This is a genomic window from Flavitalea flava, assembly GCF_054461575.1.
Genome location: NZ_JBTLQH010000009.1, coordinates 50717 through 67807, shown reverse-complemented (window position 1 = coordinate 67807; position 17091 = coordinate 50717). Strand labels below are relative to the sequence as shown.

Here is a 17091-nt window from a genome sequence, read left to right as displayed (position 1 = left end):
AATGTGTGGGTTAATGGCAGGAGATCGTTTGACCCGGCTTCCCGGCCAGAACGGGACTGATGAAAGGGATGCCGAGGTTAAGACCCCGTAAAATGAGAAGGATACCCATGAAGGCGATAAAGACCGGTATGCTCCTTTTAACCCGGTTGCGAAAGGACATGTTGATGAAACGACTAAAATAACTCAGACCCAAAAGGACAGGCAAGGTTCCTGCTCCGAAAAAAAACATGAAGATCACCCCCTCTTTTATGTGTGATGTGCTGAGCGCGCCGGCAATGGCGAAGTAGACCATACCGCAAGGGAGCAGTCCATTAGCCATCCCCAGAAAAACAAAACTGCTTTTTGCAGGAGATTCCCAGAGCCTGATAATCCATTGCTGTAACCTGTAATATAATTTGCCCAATAAAACCGGTCTCGCCCTTTTCCTGTTAAATCTTTTTGTCATCACCCAAAAGAGGAGTACTAAACCAAGCGTGATCGAAAAGCCTTGCTGAAAACCGGCCATATAAATACGTTGACCCAGCAAACCGGACACAAGACCAAGGCTGGCATAAATGAAAATTCTTCCGGTATGATAAGAAAGGATAGCAAAGATCTGCCAGGGGCGGGAAAGGCCCTGGACCGGAAGGGCCATGACCAGGGGCCCGCACATGCCAATGCAGTGAAAGCTGCTGACCATCCCCAGAAAAAGACCTGCTGTTAGAAACTGCCACATAAATTTATGTATTCACTGCACCAAAAATGGCTGTTCCGTAAAATAACGAACGCCTTTGTTTTCCCATTGGACCTTTACAGTATAATTTCCAGGCCGAAGAGCTTCTCCTCCTGTTGTTATCTCCTGACGGGCTGCGCTGTCAGGCTGCAGGATCATATGCCTGTCTTTCGTTACATCAGACGGGCAATAAAAAAAGATAATCCCTTTTAGTCCGGAGCCCGTGTTTCTCATTTCCTCCGGTAATTGCAGGGATAGGATCCCTGCTTCCTGCCGTATTTTTAATTTGCCGGATAAGGCATTCGCTTTTTGACTTCCGTCTATCACCTCCTGGTAGACCAGTTCATCCCGGTAGTATTCCTTGTTGACCAGGTCCACAGGTGTTTGCATACACCGGTAGACCATATAGGAGATCATTCCGCCGAAGGAGGCGAAAACGAGTAATAATTTATTTCCCCAGTTCATAAAAGATGTATTAATGATTCTATAGCCAAACCTGTTTTTATCCTTTCCTTATTCTTTGTCCGGGACCGGCCCCAGGAAATTCGTCCTGATCTCGTCGATTTTTTGGTTGCCTTCGTATAAACCAAGACGGATGCTCGTCTTACGATCATGTATCCATTGGCGGGGGAGGATCACAAAAAAATTGCCGGCTCCCTCCTCTTCCTTTTTGACAGGAATCGTCTCTCCCCCGATTACCTCGATTTGCCCAATCGCGTCTTCCAGTTTCAAACGCAAAGGAATCTGCCGGATGGTCTTATTGGCGATTTTTATGGTATACAGATTGGATACGCTATCGGTGCCCCTTTCCTGGAATAACATACCCGGAGTACGCATAATGGTGGCATCAACATCCTTACGGCTCAGCAGGAGGGCCGACAGGATCATCACCAGAATACCAAGCAGACCGGTATAGAGTTTCATCCGCAAGCTGTATCGCAAGGGTTCGTTCTGGGAAATCCCATTTTCAGAGGCGTAACGGATCAGGTCGGTGGATCGGCCAGTCTTTTCCATCATATGGTTGCAGGCGTCGATACAGGCCGTACAACCTATGCACTCCATCTGGGTTCCATTGCGGATGTCGATACCGGTGGGGCATACTTTTACACATTGAAAACAATCCAGGCAATCGCCAGCATGACTTTCGGCTTTTTTGGTGAATTTTTCCCTTGGCTCGCCTCTCTTGTAATCATAAGCTACGATCATCGAGTTCCGGTCCAGCAACACGCTCTGCAAACGACCGTAAGGACATACGACGGTACAGGCCTGCTCCCGGAAAAATGCATATACCGAATAAAAAACGCCGGAGAAAACCAGAATGGAGAACAGCCCGCCGATATGTTGTGAAACCGGCTCGGTCATGATCTTTCCCAACTCGCTGACTCCGATGATATAGGAGAGGAAGGTATTGCCAATGATAAAAGCCAACAGGAAAAAGAGCAGGTGTTTGACGGCCTTCTTACTGAATTTTCCAGCAGACCAGGGCGCTTTTTTCAATAACTTCTGGGCAGCGGCGTCTCCTTCGATGAGGTATTCCACTTTTCTGAACAACATTTCCATAAAGATGGTCTGCGGACAGACCCAGCCGCAAAAAAGACGACCGAATGCAGCGGTGAATAAAACCACGAAAATAATGAAGGTGACCATCGTCAGGCCGAAGATGAAAAAATCTTGTGGCCAGAAGACCTTTCCAAAAATAATGAATCGGGCGCTGGGAATATTAAACAGGAAAAGGGGTCTTCCCTGTACATGGACGAACGGCAGCGTAAAAAAAAGAATAAAAAAACCCCAACTGATATAACTCCGCAGATTGTACCATTTTCCGCTTGGCCGCTGGGCGAATATCCAATTGCGCCTGCCCGTTTCATCTACGGTAGCCAGGTGGTCGCGATATGATTGATTCAATGTTTCCATGTCGGGAGGCTGGTTTTATTCATTTGGATATGGTGCCTTGGGGTGGTTTCGGGTTTGGAGGATGTGTACCTCCCAAAGATTTTACATAACTGGTGATCTGGGCGATCTGGGAAGGTGAATAATCGTCCTTCCAGCTTTTCATACCCTTTTCTGGCCACCCGTATTTGATAGTCTTGAAAATCTCCTGTATGCTGCCGCCATGCAGCCAATATTCGTCGGTAAGATTAGGGCCGACTCCGCCTTCTCCGGCTTTCCCATGGCAGGGGAAACAGGTTGATTCAAAAATTGCTTTTCCCGGTGCAAGCTGATCTGCCCCTGTAAGTAGTTTCACCGAATTTTCGTCGATGTTATTAGCCGCTTTTTTAAGATAGGCTGTTTTCTGTATCTCAGCCTGCTGCATGGCGATCTGGTATTCTTCACTGCTTGATGGCGCCGAGTGCGATACATGATAACGCCACATATACACACAGGCGAAAAGAATGGTGCAATAGAAGCCATATAACCACCAGGGGGGAAGACGGTTATCCAACTCGCGGATCCCGTCATAATCATGACCCAGGTCCAGGGATATTTCCTGTTCGAGCGGTTTGAACCGGTTGAATTTTTCCCACCAGTTGATAGGAGGGACCGCAAGGATTGCGGCTTCCCGGAGAATATCTTTTTTTTGTTTCTGCAGGGAAAGCAGGAATCGCAGGTTATAAAGAAGTACCAGCAAGATCAACATTTCCAGGAAAACCACGCTGGTCAGGGTATAAAATGCCGTATCCGTTAGGCCATTGACCATGGAGGAAACATTGGAAGCGGTAATCAGCGTTTGATCTCCGGCCGGCACCTGCGCTCCGGCAGGAGAAGTAAGGAACAGGGCTCCTGCCAGGAGTATACCGGCCATCTGGTATGTCCCGGAAGCCTTGTCCCTGGCTGCCGAAAATTGTGCAGCGCCAAGCAGGACATTCGCCAGCAGCGAGATTGCCAGAGCGAGGATAATGATGATGATGATCATGATTATCACAAAAGGGCTGTCCGTCGAAGGATGCGGTGGCGGGCCTCCTGCCCTGGCGATTGTTGCCAGCAATATTGTAGTTATGAGTAATCCAATTGTTTTGCCGGTTTTTTTCCGAAACAACATATAAAATAATTTGAGTTTAATCCAATGGAATGTGCCTGATCTCCTCGATCATTTTTTTATCCGCCTTTACTGTCCAGATCAGCATGATCAGAAAGAACGAACCGAAGAAGAGCAGGGAAGTCAGCCCGTATATATTGATGCCGCTTATTTTTTCGAGATAGTTGATAAATTTCATAACGAGGTTTTTATATCCTTGCCCATTCTCTGCAGGTAGGCGATCAGGGCGACGATTTCTTTGAGTTCTCCGGATGGAACCTTATCTCCTTTTAAAGAGGTGCGGATGCCGGCGGCCTGGAATTGCAGATCTTTATTTGCAATCTCCGCATAGCCTTCTGGGTAAGGGACCCCCATTTTTTGCATCGCCCGGATCTTTCCCGGCGTGCTGGCTGTGTCGATGGTATTATCCAATAACCAGCCATAGGAAGGCATTATGGATCCCGGAGACATGGATTGCGGATCCATCATATGATTATAGTGCCAGCTGTCGGGATATTTCCCGCCTATCCTGGCCAGGTCGGGCCCGGTCCTTTTGGAACCCCACTGGAAAGGATGATCGTAGACGAATTCACCTGCTTTGGAATATTCCCCATATCGGGCGACTTCGTCCCGGAAGGGGCGGATCATTTGGGAGTGACAGAGATAACAACCTTCCCGGACATAAATATCGCGGCCCTGCAATTCAAGGGGAGTATAAGGTTTTACACTACTGATGGTCGGGATATTGGATTTTACGAGGAAGGTCGGTATCAGTTCGAGAATCCCCCCTATGGCCACGGCGATAAGGCTGAAGACCAACATCTGCATGGGGCGTTTTTCAATCCACCGGTGCCAGTATTGTTTACCATGTGGTTGAGCGGCTGCGGACAAAGGAGCCGCTTCCGCTAATTCATTGGGCATAAAGGCCCCTTGTCTGATCGTTTTACGCAGATTGTAGATCATCAGCAAAGCACCAATAAGATAAAGGGCGCCACCCAGGCTGCGGGTGATATACATAGGTAATATATGCGTGACGGTTTCCAGGAACTGGAATTTTAATTGTCCTTCTTCCGTGAAGGTCTTCCACATCATACTCTGGGTGAAACCTGCCCAGTACAGGGGAACTACATAAAGAATGATCCCGATGGTGCCGATCCAGAAATGGGTTCCGGCCAGCTTTTTGGAATAGAGCGGTGTATTCCACATTTTTGGAATTATCCAGTATAAGACTCCGAATGTCAGGAAACCATTCCAGCCCAGGGCGCCTACATGCACGTGGGCGATCGTCCAGTCCGTAAAATGAGAAATGGCATTTACATTCTTCAGGGCCAGCATGGGGCCTTCGAAAGTTGCCATCCCATAACAGGTAATGGCGACTACGAGAAATTTCAGCACGGGCTCTTCTCTGACCTTATCCCAGGCGCCCCTGAGCGTAAACAATCCGTTCAGCATTCCTCCCCAGCTTGGTGCTATCAGCATTATGGAAAAGACGACCCCTAAGGATTGCGCCCAATCGGGTAAAGCGGTATACAGAAGATGGTGTGGACCGGCCCAGATATAAATAAAAATGAGGGCCCAGAAATGGATGATGGAAAGACGATAAGAATAAATGGGCCTGTTGGCCGCCTTGGGTAGAAAGTAATACATAAGCCCCAGATAAGGGGTGGTCAGAAAAAAAGCTACAGCATTGTGTCCGTACCACCATTGTACCAGGGCGTCCTGCACCCCGGCATACCAGCTGTAACTTTTCCATAAGGAGACCGGCAGTTCAATGGAATTGACGATATGGAGCATGGCCACGGTAACCCAGGTGGCGATATAGAACCAGATGGCCACATAAAGATGTTTTTCCCTTCTTTTTAAGATGGTACCGAAAATATTGACACCGAAGATCACCCATATGACGGTGATGGCAATATCGATCGGCCATTCCAGTTCTGCATATTCTTTGCCGCTGGTCTTACCGGCCCATAAGGTGATGGCGCCGGCTACGATGATCAGTTGCCAGCCCCAGAAATGGATCTTGCTGAGCGTGTCACTGAACATTCTTGTTTTGCAAAGACGCTGCAGGGAATAATATACCCCCATAAAGATGCCATTACCCACAAAGGCAAAGATTACAGCATTGGTATGTACAGGTCGCATACGGCCAAAGGTTGTGGCAGGAAGCCCCAGGTTCATGGGAGGGTAATAGAGGGCAATGGCGCACCATAGCCCGGCCAGCATTCCTACTATACTCCAGAACAGGGTTGCGTAAGCGAACCATTTTACTGCTTTGTTGTCATAATAAAATCTTTCTATCTGCATACGGTGCTGTTTCGGTGTTGGGGAATCTCCCCGTTGAATTTTATTTATTTAAGATGGCTTTACTATTTTTGGCTGATCAGTGGCGCCAATAGGCAGGACAGGTGGCGGAACAGGCGTCGGGTCTTCGAAGAGGATACGGCGGGGAGGCGAATATCCATCCTCGAATTGCCTGTTCTTTACGCTCCAGATAAATGCCCCCAGGAAAAGAACGGCTACCGAGAGACTGGCGAACAACAGGAGAATAATGGCGCTCATATATTTCTTTCCTGTAAAACTATATTGCCGTGTGTGAATAAGAGATGATCTATCTCAACTATCGGGATGATCTGTCTCAAGGACCGGAATAAATTTTTCAAAGCCTCAGGTGTTTAGCCATCAGCTTACTGCTACCATAGGCGACCAACAGGATGCTGAGTGAGCTGGCGGGCATCAGCAATGCGGCAATAAGAGGAGAGAGATTTCCCTGTACGGCAAAAAATAACCCGATAAGGTTATATAGGATCGATACTATAAAACTGGCGATGATGATCCGCTTGTTGGCCACGCAAAGCCGGATGAATTTGGGAAGAAGGAACAATTGACCGGCCTCCAGGATAGCATCGCTGGCGGGTGTGAAATGATTGGTATTATCGGACAGAGCGATCCCGATATCGCTTTCCTGCAGGGCCCCGGCATCATTCAGGCCGTCACCGATCATCATGACCTTCCTGCCCGTACCTTGTAATTGCCGGATGTAATCGGATTTATTTTTCGGAGTCTGGTTAAAAAGGAGATTTGTATCCCGACCCAGCAACTTTTCCAGGTAGGGACGTTCATTTGCATTATCCCCGGAGAGGACCGAGACAGACTGCCCGGGTCTCAATGACCGCAGCATTTCAAATATCCCTTCCCGGTAATGATTGGCTATGCTGAAATGTCCAAGGAGGATCCGGTCGCGGGAAATGTACACCCCCGTACCGAAATTATCCTGCCCCTGTTTATTCCCGGTTACATATGACCGGGACCCAATTGCCAGTTTTATGCCATTGACAGACCCTTCCAGACCTTTTCCCGGTACTTCCAGGAATCCCATGAGATCGAACCTTTTTCTTTCAGGGTTATTTTTTTGCGCCCACTCCAGATGTTGCGCAAGGGCGCGGCTCAGGGGATGGGTAGATTGAGACGTAAGGAGGGCCAGGCCGCTTTGTTCCTCCCGCGTCAGGGGTGTTCCTTTATATACCATTTCCTGTTGCCCGTTTTGCGTGAGGGTTCCCGTTTTGTCGAACACGATATGGGAGACATCGGCTATGCGTTCAATGATCTGTGCATTGCGCAGATAAAACCGGTTTCTGCTTAAAATGGTCAGCATATTCCCGTTGGTGAATGTACTGGATAAAAGAAGGGCGCAGGGACAGGCGATGATCAATATGGCGGTGACGGCATTTCCGATCTTAGCCGGATCATGAAATCCCCAATACAAGACCGCGGCAGCAGCGATAGCCAGCACGATAAACGTGAAGTTCCGGCTTAGCAGATGGACAAAGGAATTTTTACCGGAACTGTCGGTGAGACTGTTTGCCGATCCTTCTGTATCTATGGAAGGTTGATCCTTGTCCTTCCTGTTCCATAGCTGGGTCAGGTAGCTTTGGACTACTTCTTTGACAACCAGGATTTCGATGACTTCCCCGGTTTGCTTGCCCCCGGCATAGACGATTTCTCCGGTATTTTTTATTACCGGGATCGATTCTCCGGTTACAAAGCTGTAATCGATCAGCGCCTTTCCCCGGGTTAGGATGCCGTCAGCCGGTATCAGCTCACCATTATGAATGCGAAGCGTATCACCGCACCGGATATCCGGAAGGCTGGTGGGGATCTCTTTATGGATGGATGATATTTTATCTTCCTTTAGTACACTGACAGCGATGGGAAAATAGGCCGTATAGTCCCGGTCAAAAGCCAATTGCCGGTATGTTTTGTCCTGTAATACCCTTCCGGCGAGCATCAAAAATACAATACCGGTCATGGAATCAAAATATCCCGGCCCTGTGCCGGAAAAGACTTCATAGACGCTGCGGCAAAAGGTTATGAGGATGGCCAGCGCGATTGGACCATCGATATTCATAAATTTGTGACGGATCCCTTTCCAGGAGGAAATAAAAAAGGGTTGTGCGCTGTAAAAGAATACAGGCAGGGATAAAGAGAAATTGAGATAACGAAAAAGGGTTTGAAGGGATCTTTCCGATCCATCCAATCCCAGGTATTCCGGGAAACTTAACAACATAATATTGGCAAAACAGAATCCTGCAATCCCCAGCTGATAGATTATTTTTTTTGAAACCACCGGGGGAGCCTGTCCCAGGTCACGCAGGCTTATATAAGGCTCATAACCCAGGGAGGTTAACAATTCCGCCAGTTCCCGGAGGGAAATTAACCGGTGATCGAAGATGATAAAGATTTCTTTGGCGGTAAAATCCATCCGGGAAGAAAGGACACCCTGATGTAACTGGGGTAGATTTTCCAGTAGGTAAAGACAGGAACTGCAATGAATTTGGGGAAGATAGAACGTTACATGTGTTTCGGCTTCATTATGAAAAATGATCAGCCTGCCGGCAATTTTTTCGTCATGCAGAAAGGCGAATTTGTCTTTTCTTACCGGAATACGCCGATTTATTCCGGATCGTTCATTAAGCTGGTAATAATCGCAAAGGCCCTTCCTGTCCAGTAATTGGAATACCATTTTGCAGCCTTCGCAACAAAACAAGTTTTCTCCGACCCTGAAGTCATCCGTCCCGCAATTTTCTCCGCAATGAAAACAGCCTGTCTTTTTTTCTGTGATTGTTCCCATAACCTTATATGTAAAAACTACCGGGGGCAGTAAATAAGTTAGAAGCAAGATAGGCTTCCGAAGTAAAAAGGGAAATGACGGATATCAGGAATTTCCCTGATCCTGATCAGGTATTCGCAGCCTCAAATTCTTAGAATTGCGAAAGTTTTTATCTTAATGTACCTTACCAGTCAAAATCTCCAAAAAATATGCGCAGATTGCTCGTTATTGATGACCATGACGATATCCGGGAGAATATTGCGGAGATCCTGTCTCTGGCAGGTTATGAAACCCAGACGGCTGAGAATGGAAAAAAGGGTGTGGAAAAAGCACTTAAAGAAACGCCGGACCTCATCATCTGCGATATTATGATGCCGGAACTTGATGGCTATGGCGTTTTACACCTGTTGCGGAAGAACCCTTCCACCGAGAATATTCCCTTTATCTTCCTTACGGCCAGGACGGAACGGGGCGATTTCCGCAAAGGGATGGAAATGGGAGCAGATGACTATATAACTAAACCCTTCGACGATATAGAACTGTTGAATGCCATCGAGATCCGTCTCCGGAAATACGATATCCTCCAGGCAAAATATTCTTCGGATGAAAAAGGAGCCAACAACCTGATAAAGGATCTGAACACCTCCGGCATGCTGAATATGAAGATGGATCTGTATGAAACGGAAGAATTATCAAAGAAAATATCCCTTTATATAGAAGGAAGAAGGCCCAGGTTCCTGTACTATCTCAAAAAAGGAAAAATTAAGGCTTTCCGTGTTCATGAAGACGGGAAGGAATATATCACTAATCTCTACGCTGCCGGGGATTTTATCGGCTACCTCCCCTTGTTGGAGAACAAACCCTACGAGGATACGGCAGAAGTCCTGGAGGACGCTGAACTGGCCATGATTCCCAGGGAGGAATTCCTGGAAGCTATTTATAATGATATCAGGGTTGCTTCAAAATTCATCGGCCTGATTGCGCAGAATGTTCATGAGAAGGAGGAGCGCTTGCTGAATCTTGCTTATGGTTCCCTGCGCAAAAGAGTAGCCAAAGCCCTGATCGATATCGATACGAAATTCATTAAAGAAGGGGAAAGGGGCTCAGGCGCACCCCTGGATATACCCCGGGAAGATATAGCCCAGTATGTTGGAACGGCTACGGAATCCCTGATCCGTACCCTTAGTGATTTTAAGGCAGAGAAGCTGATCGAGATCCGGGAGGGAAAGATAAGGATTACCGATCCGGCAAAATTGAAGAACTTATTGTATTAAAGCCTCTCCGTGTTCATTTTGCTGCGCTAGTGTCCAGTGTCTGGTCATGCGGGTCTCGATCCAGAGATTGCCACTTTTCCGGAAAACCTGTGCGGAAATACCGAACCGGGTTTCCAGCATTTTTTCCAAGTCTATAACTTTCATGGAATCGGAGACTTCCATTTCATTCACTGGTTCATTCCGGGGAATTTTCGCGGTTTGTAAAAACTCAATTTTAAGGAATGGATAGGTTTTACTGAATTCCTCCTGAACCTGTTTGATAAGATGATATTTGCCGATGAGAAATTTCATTGATTATTTTTGCCGGTTTCGGTACTAAAGATATCCCGAATGTTATCCTGCTTTGATGACTATTGTCAATAAGTCTCATGATTACTGTCATAATTTCGCGGGAGAAGATTACCGCTTTTTCGGTAGCTTTAAATCCAATTTGTAAAACTGCGGGCTTCATGAGAAATCACCTGTTTTCATTCGTACTGCTTATTTGTCTTTTTGGGTTCGGCTCGGTTCAGGAACCGCTACGCGAACCGCTGACTGTAAAATTTGAAAACTCCGCCTCTTATCGCTGGCTTAATAAAAAAGTGTTGGATAGCCGCCTGCTGGACGATATGGAAACACTTGACAATTGGAGCGGCTACACGGTTGGCGGAGATCCGATCGTGGATGCACGGGTAACCAATAAGGCAAAAGAAGCTGCTAATGTAGCTGATGTTTCCCTGAGTTCGGAACAGGTCCATAGCGGAAAACAATCCCTGCTGCTGCGTACACCCACCCGGCTCGAAGGACCGGCTCCCAGGAATGGCCGTAGCTGGGGGCGTTCTGGAATAAAACGTCATTTTGCCGGGGATGACTGGTCCGGGTTCAACCGCCTATCTTTCTGGATCTATGCCAACCTGCCGGGATTTTATACGACAGCCCTGGATCTCCGGCTTTATAATAACGGCAAACAAAAACTGCCCGGGCTTTTTGGCCAGGAAGGAGAAACCTCTATCATCCTGCGTAATCATGAATGGAATCATGTTGTCTGGGAAATTGGAAATGTCGCCAGGGACCGGATAAAAGATTTTGAAATTTCCTACGGTTTATCCGGTAGTGGGCCGGGGGAAGCCGATTCCATTAAATTTTTCTTTGATCGTCTGGACCTGGAACGGGTAGAACCGGACAAGACCGAAGGCTGGGAGGTATGGCCGGGCAGGATCTCCTATAGCCATGCCGGTTACCAGGCAGGGGGAGAAAAAACGGCTATTGCCAATGGCCTGGATGCTGCCGCTTTTGAATTGATCGATCAGGCAAACGGAGAGGTTGTTTTGTCAAAGCCTGTCCGGAATGAAAATACGCATTTGGGGAATTTCCAGGTAATGGATTTTTCGGAGATTCGCCAACCAGGGACTTATGTGCTCAGGGCAGGAGCGGTAAGCACACATCCCTTCCCGATAGGAGGAGAGGTATGGGAGTCTTCTGTCTGGAAAGCGCTCAACTTTTTCTATACGGAACGTTGTGGCGCGGAAATTCCCGGTGTACACGGTGTCTGTCACCGGGACTGGATCTGCGTACATGATAATAAAAGGATGCTGATCAATGGAGGCTGGCATGATGCGGGAGACCTTACCCAGGGTCTTGGCAATACCGGCGAGATCACCTATGGGCTTTTTAGCCTGGCGGAACGTTTGCATGAGCGGAATGAAAACCCGGCCTTATATGAACGGGTCCTGGAAGAGGCCAGATGGGGTTTGGACTGGATCCTCAAAACGAGTTTTGGTGATGGTTACCGAAATGCTGGTTCTATCAGCAGCCGCCGGACAAACGGAATCATAGGTGACGATGACGATCTGTCCGCTACAGCCCGAAATAATCCCCAGGATAACTTTGTGGCCTCAGCCGCAGAGGCCATTGCCGCCAGGGTTTTGAAGGAGAGCGATCCCAGGCTTGCCGCACAGGCGTTGAAAACCGCGCAGGCGGATTGGCAATTCGGAGTAGCCGGAATGGATAGTATCAAAAATAAGCTTATCAAATCTCCGGGCAGAGGAGCTTCAGCCGGAGTTACGGAGGGAATATGGACAGGAACATTTGATTCTGACAATATTGAATTCGAGACGGCCGCCGAAGGAATACTGGCCGCTGTGGATCTCTGGAAGGCCACCGGTGATCACCGGTATGAAAAGAAAGCCGCAGACTGGTCACAACTGATCGTAGGCGCGCAGCAGCGGAAAAGAACAGACTGGGATATCCCGTTGACAGGGTTCTTTTATACCGGGCGGGAAAAGGATCGGGTGCTTCATTTTGTACATCGCGGCCGTCAGCAGGCGCATATCCTTGCCCTGACTGAACTTTGCCAGGCTTTCCCGGATCATCAGGACTGGATGAAATGGTATTCCGTAGTGACCCTCTATTCAGAATATGTCAAGACGGTAACCAAGTATACGGAGCCCTATAAGGTGTTTCCAGCATCTATCTATAATGACAGCGAATACCGGAAGGTGCCCGAAAGCCGTCGGGAATCTTTTCGCAAACAGGTGTTGAACGGCGTTCCTTTAGGGAAAGGTAATTACCTGCGTTTGTTCCCGGTGTGGATGGACTACCGGGGGCATTTCGGAACGATCCTGCCGGAGGCCCAGGCCCTGGCAGCGGCTGCACAATTGAGGGGCGATCTTCCTTCCGCCCGTCTTGCCACGCACCAGCTGGAATGGGTGATCGGACGCAACCCTTTTTCTCAAAGCATGATGTGGGGAGAAGGGTACGATTATGTACCGCTGTATACCCCATCTTCCGGGGATATGGTCGGCGGCTTGCCGGTTGGAATCCAGACCCGTGAAGAGAACGATGTGCCCTATTGGCCGGTGCAGGCTACCTGGACGTATAAAGAAATCTGGGTGCATCCGGTAGCCAGATGGGTTTGGCTGATGAAGGATCTCCTGGGCCCGGCGCTGGTAGAGGGACAGGCTGCCGGAACCATCGTGTTTAAAGAACTGACTACCGGGCAGGAAACTGTCGTTGAACCCGGCAGGAATAATTCAACGTTCAGGGTTATGATTCCTGAAGGAAAATATATCGTTCGTTGCCAGGGAGAAGAACAAAGCCTGAATTGTTTGCCGGGGGCTTCTTATCATCTGGATCTTCGACCGGGCCGGATGTCTTTTGAAGTTACTGCAGTTACCTCAGCGAAAGGAGAGGTAACTATTCAGTTAAATGCACATGGAACGGGGAGTCATCATTTCACCATACGAGCGGATAACCTTAGTTTTTCCGGTAACAAACGATCCCTGATCCTCCAGCCGGGCCGTGATGGAAAGCTGGAGTGGCGGGCTACGATCGCTGCACAAGATACGCCATGGGTGCTCGTTGTGATACCGGACGATGATCTGACGCAACGAAAAGAGGTGAGAGGTGCGGCCTGGGAACATTAGCGAAGGAAACTCCTGAATTTTGTATCGACCGCTTTTCTATCTGCTGACCCCATTGCGGAAAGAATAATAGAACCGTTCCAATAAACGTTTGTTCTGTGTTATAATTAGTGCCTGTGATTTCAGACCATAGCGATATTGGATCTCTTTTTTATAATCCGTCATAAGACCTTCCGGTAAGGTGATAGTGGCCAGAAACCCGCTGTCCGTTGAGATTTTGGATATATAATCCAGATTCCCATTTACGACTCCGAACTCTTGGTAAGGATAGGCATCGAATCGAAGCTGTACTTTTTGACCGGCTGTAGCCTTGCCCAGATTATACTGGGGGAGATTCACCTGGGCATAATAGTGGGTATTAAAAGGATTTACAAAACCCAGGGATCTTCCGGACTGGATAAACTGATTTTCCTGGAGAGGCACGATAAAAACTATTTTTCCCGCGGATGGCGCCTTAATGATAAAACGGCTGATCCAGTCATCTACGAGGCTTTTGATCGTTTGTAATTCCTGCAGAAAAAGAACCTTCTGCTGGCTGATCGTATGCTCCAGTTCATTAATCTCTTTTTCTTTGTTGATCTGCTGGTTTTCATTGGTGAGTATGGCACTGTTCAGTTGAGGAAGACTCAATTGGCGATTAACCAGCCTGCTTCTTTGCTGCCGGAAATCCTCTTTGGAAATTACCTTATCTGCGTATAAGGAATTGCTGGAATCAACGGACTCCTGTGTCAGCTGTATATCCTGTTGGGTAAGGTCATTTTCTTTTCTCAGGGAAATGTTGAGCTTACGCAGAAAACTCAGATCCGCCAGGAGCGTTTTTTTCTTTTGATAATAGTAACCATTGACCAGGTAATCGTTAAACTGCATCCAGGAACCGGTAAAATGCTGGTAAGCCGTTTGCAGTTCTCCCAGGTTGAAAAAATGATCGATAAAAAGCCCGGATACTTTTTCCGTTTCATTTTCTGCCACCAGACCGATCCCTTTTTTGAGCAGAGACGACAAGGTGATGACGTTCTCATGGCTGGCTGTACTTTGGATCCAGGCTATCATTTGATCCTGTTGTACGATTGTATCGTTGTTCACGAATAACCTGATCAGTTTGCCATCCTGACGGGGCATAATTTCCATAGGCGCATTCGTTGCCGTCAATTTGGCGTTGGATTGAATGATGTCGGGATATTTGATGAACCAGGAGCTGGCCAGCAGCAGCAATAACAATAACAGAAAGAGCCATAAAGCCCAACGGGACAAAAAATCAGGCCTGGCTGAAATAAGTTCGGTGGCGGCTTCAGAGCGGCGTGGTTGTTCAGTTGGCATATTTTATAGTTAATTATGCATAATGTTTGTGCGGTCTTTTTACCCCAGGTCCAATTGATTTTTTACCAGTTCGAAATATTTTCCTTTTGCGGCCGACAAGGATAGATGGGTTCCTTCTTCCACAATACGGCCCTTATCCAGTACGATGATCTTATCGGCATTTTTTACGGTACTCAGCCGGTGGGCTACCACGACCACGGTTTTGCCGGTAAAGATCTGCTCCAGGTTCTCCACGATCAGTTTTTCGTTATGGGCATCCAGGGCATTGGTTGCCTCGTCAAAAAACAAATACTGCGGATTATGATAAATGGATCTTGCGATCAGGATCCGTTGTTTCTGTCCCTGGCTTACGCCCATTCCATTTACGCCCATTTGTGTTTCAAAACCATTAGGAAGGGATTCGATAAAAGGTAGGATATTGGCTATTTTGCAACAACGGATTAACCGGGCCTGATCGACAATGTCTTCACCCACTACGATATTGCTCGCAATGTTGTCGTTGAATATAAATCCGTCCTGTAAGACTGCCCCGCATTGTTTGCGCCAGAAGGAGGGGCTGAAGTGGCTGAAGTTAGTTTCCCCCACCCTGATCTGACCGTTAAAATCTGCATAGAACTTTAACAGCAACTTGATTAATGTGGTTTTACCGCTTCCGCTCAGTCCTACGATAGCCGTAGTTTTTCCCTCCGGTATTTCGAGATCGATGTTATCCAGAACGGGCTCATTTCCGGCACCCGGATAAGTGAAGGACAGATTCTCCAACCGGATCGTTTTTTGGTCGGGAAGGGCTCTTATATAGTTTTTGGAAAGATCTTCCTCATCTTTCAATTGATGGATCTCATTAAGGCGTTCCATACTGATTTTGGCATCCTGGGCACTTTGCATGAAGGAGACAAAGTGTTCGACGGGGCTGGTCAATTGCCCGATTATATATTGCACGGCCAGCATGGCTCCGAAGGTCAGCTCGCCCCGGATGACCAGACGGGCGACGATAAAAGTGATCACGGCATTTTTTCCTTCGTTGATCAAAAGAGCGCCCGCCTGCTGGACCTGACTATAGGAAAGGCTTTTAAAATTTAGTTTGAAGATCCCGGCCTGAATATTTTCCCATTCCCATCGTTTGGGCTGCTCTGCGTTATGGAGCCGGATCTCCTGCATACCCTGAACTAATTGCAAAGTGGCATCATTCTCTCTGGACGCAATGTAAAAGGTCTGGTAATTGATCTTGCGTCTGACGCGAAGAAAGATCCGGACCCAGACGAAGTACAGTATACTGCCCAGCGTAAAGATCAGGAATAATTGCAGGTTGTATAGTGCCAGTACGATCGCAAAGATGACAAAATTAAACAGGGAGAACAGGATACTCAGCGTAGTATCGGTTAAAAAGCCCTGGATCATTTTATTGTCATTCAATCTTTGCAGGGTATCCCCGGTATGCCGGCTATCGAAATAGGAGAGGGGAAGACGGGTCAATTTAATGAGGAAGTCGGACAGGATGGACAGGTTGACGACTATGGATATTTTCAGGAGTAACCGGCTTCGGATGAATTCCACAATGGCCCTGCTGAAAATAAGCATCAATTGGGCGATGAGCACGATCACTACATATTGCAGATTCTGGGTATTGATACCCGTGTCTACGATACTTTGCGTAAGGAAGGGAAAGATCAGCTGGAATATGGAGGTGATCAATAAGGCGATGAGCACCTGGAAGACCTGCCAGCGGCAGGTCTTAAGATACTGTAAGATCAACCGCCAGCTCAGTTTTTTTTCTTCTTCTCCTTTTTCCATATAAAAGGCTGGCGCAGGTTCTAATAACAGGGCTGTTCCGGTTTGTTCCCCCTGGGCATTGGTGGTACTTATCCAATGATTGAGGAACTCATGACGCGTATAGGAGGAAATGCCATCGGCAGGGTCCGCACAACGCTGGATGTCTTTGTTTCTTCTCCACCGGGCTTGGGGAAGGAGCACTACAAAGTGATGATGGTCCCAATGAAGGATACAAGGCAATGGGGCCTCCAGCGTCAATTGTTCATAATTGATCTGTACGCATCTTGTCCTGAAACCTATTTTCTCAGCGGCCTCGCTGATGCCGAGGAGGGAAACGCCTTCTTTGCCAAAACCAGTGATCTTACGCATGCTGTCCGCATTGTAATGCCTGCCATAATAACGGGCGATCATCCGCAGACAGGTTGGTCCGCAATCCATGGCATTCAGCTGTTGGTAAAAAGGGAATGATTTCATGCGTTGTTATTGAGCGG

At 47.8% G+C, this 17091-nt stretch carries 13 protein-coding genes; 2 read left to right on the top strand and 11 right to left on the bottom strand.

Annotation, left to right across the window (positions count from 1 at the left end):
• Positions 1–10 precede the first annotated feature (10 nt).
• From ACX0G9_RS10940 to ACX0G9_RS10905, 8 genes are all read right to left on the bottom strand, one after another.
• Positions 11–715, bottom strand: coding sequence for a sulfite exporter TauE/SafE family protein (locus tag ACX0G9_RS10940; protein ID WP_459064936.1), 705 nt, complete (start codon positions 713–715; stop codon positions 11–13).
• 12 nt (positions 716–727) lie between these two features.
• On the bottom strand, positions 728–1177 hold the full coding sequence (locus ACX0G9_RS10935) for a FixH family protein (protein ID WP_459064935.1): 450 nt from the start codon (positions 1175–1177) through the stop codon (positions 728–730).
• Positions 1178–1225: 48 nt separating this feature from the next.
• Positions 1226–2626 carry a cytochrome c oxidase accessory protein CcoG gene (gene ccoG / locus ACX0G9_RS10930; protein ID WP_459064934.1) on the bottom strand — a complete coding sequence of 467 codons (1401 nt, stop codon included), beginning with the start codon at positions 2624–2626 and terminating at the stop codon, positions 1226–1228.
• 19 nt (positions 2627–2645) lie between these two features.
• Positions 2646–3752: a cbb3-type cytochrome c oxidase N-terminal domain-containing protein gene (locus tag ACX0G9_RS10925; protein WP_459064933.1), complete on the bottom strand. Its 1107-nt coding sequence runs from the start codon at positions 3750–3752 to the stop codon at positions 2646–2648.
• A gap of 16 nt (positions 3753–3768) precedes the next feature.
• A complete protein-coding gene (locus ACX0G9_RS10920; RefSeq protein WP_459064932.1) occupies positions 3769–3927 on the bottom strand; it encodes a CcoQ/FixQ family Cbb3-type cytochrome c oxidase assembly chaperone in 159 nt (52 codons plus the stop codon).
• Positions 3924–6035 carry a cytochrome-c oxidase, cbb3-type subunit I gene (ccoN, locus tag ACX0G9_RS10915; protein ID WP_459064931.1) on the bottom strand — a complete coding sequence of 704 codons (2112 nt, stop codon included), beginning with the start codon at positions 6033–6035 and terminating at the stop codon, positions 3924–3926. Before ccoN ends, ACX0G9_RS10920 begins: the two co-directional genes overlap by 4 nt.
• A gap of 48 nt (positions 6036–6083) precedes the next feature.
• Complete coding sequence (ccoS, locus tag ACX0G9_RS10910; RefSeq protein WP_459064930.1) at positions 6084–6290, bottom strand: cbb3-type cytochrome oxidase assembly protein CcoS; 207 nt, start codon at positions 6288–6290, stop codon at positions 6084–6086.
• 97 nt (positions 6291–6387) lie between these two features.
• Positions 6388–8859, bottom strand: a complete 2472-nt coding sequence (locus ACX0G9_RS10905; protein WP_459064929.1) for a heavy metal translocating P-type ATPase — start codon at positions 8857–8859, stop codon at positions 6388–6390.
• 188 nt (positions 8860–9047) lie between these two features.
• Between ACX0G9_RS10905 and ACX0G9_RS10900 the strand changes: the two genes are divergently transcribed.
• Positions 9048–10112, top strand: a complete 1065-nt coding sequence (locus tag ACX0G9_RS10900; protein ID WP_459064928.1) for a response regulator — start codon at positions 9048–9050, stop codon at positions 10110–10112.
• Here the strand turns inward: ACX0G9_RS10900 and ACX0G9_RS10895 are convergent.
• On the bottom strand, positions 10101–10403 hold the full coding sequence (locus ACX0G9_RS10895; protein WP_459064927.1) for a hypothetical protein: 303 nt from the start codon (positions 10401–10403) through the stop codon (positions 10101–10103). The two genes, ACX0G9_RS10900 and ACX0G9_RS10895, sit on opposite strands and share 12 nt — an antisense overlap.
• A 158-nt stretch (positions 10404–10561) precedes the next feature.
• Between ACX0G9_RS10895 and ACX0G9_RS10890 the strand changes: the two genes are divergently transcribed.
• The gene (locus ACX0G9_RS10890) at positions 10562–13516 is read left to right on the top strand and encodes a glycoside hydrolase family 9 protein (RefSeq protein WP_459064926.1); all 2955 of its coding nucleotides are present in this window, start codon (positions 10562–10564) and stop codon (positions 13514–13516) included.
• Positions 13517–13552: 36 nt separating this feature from the next.
• Here ACX0G9_RS10890 and ACX0G9_RS10885 read toward each other — a convergent pair whose 3' ends face one another.
• Together ACX0G9_RS10885 and ACX0G9_RS10880 are read right to left on the bottom strand one after the other, a co-directional pair.
• On the bottom strand, positions 13553–14830 hold the full coding sequence (locus tag ACX0G9_RS10885; protein ID WP_459064925.1) for an HlyD family efflux transporter periplasmic adaptor subunit: 1278 nt from the start codon (positions 14828–14830) through the stop codon (positions 13553–13555).
• Between the two features lie 39 nt (positions 14831–14869).
• The gene (locus ACX0G9_RS10880; protein WP_459064924.1) at positions 14870–17074 is read right to left on the bottom strand and encodes a peptidase domain-containing ABC transporter; all 2205 of its coding nucleotides are present in this window, start codon (positions 17072–17074) and stop codon (positions 14870–14872) included.
• Positions 17075–17091: the final 17 nt, after the last annotated feature.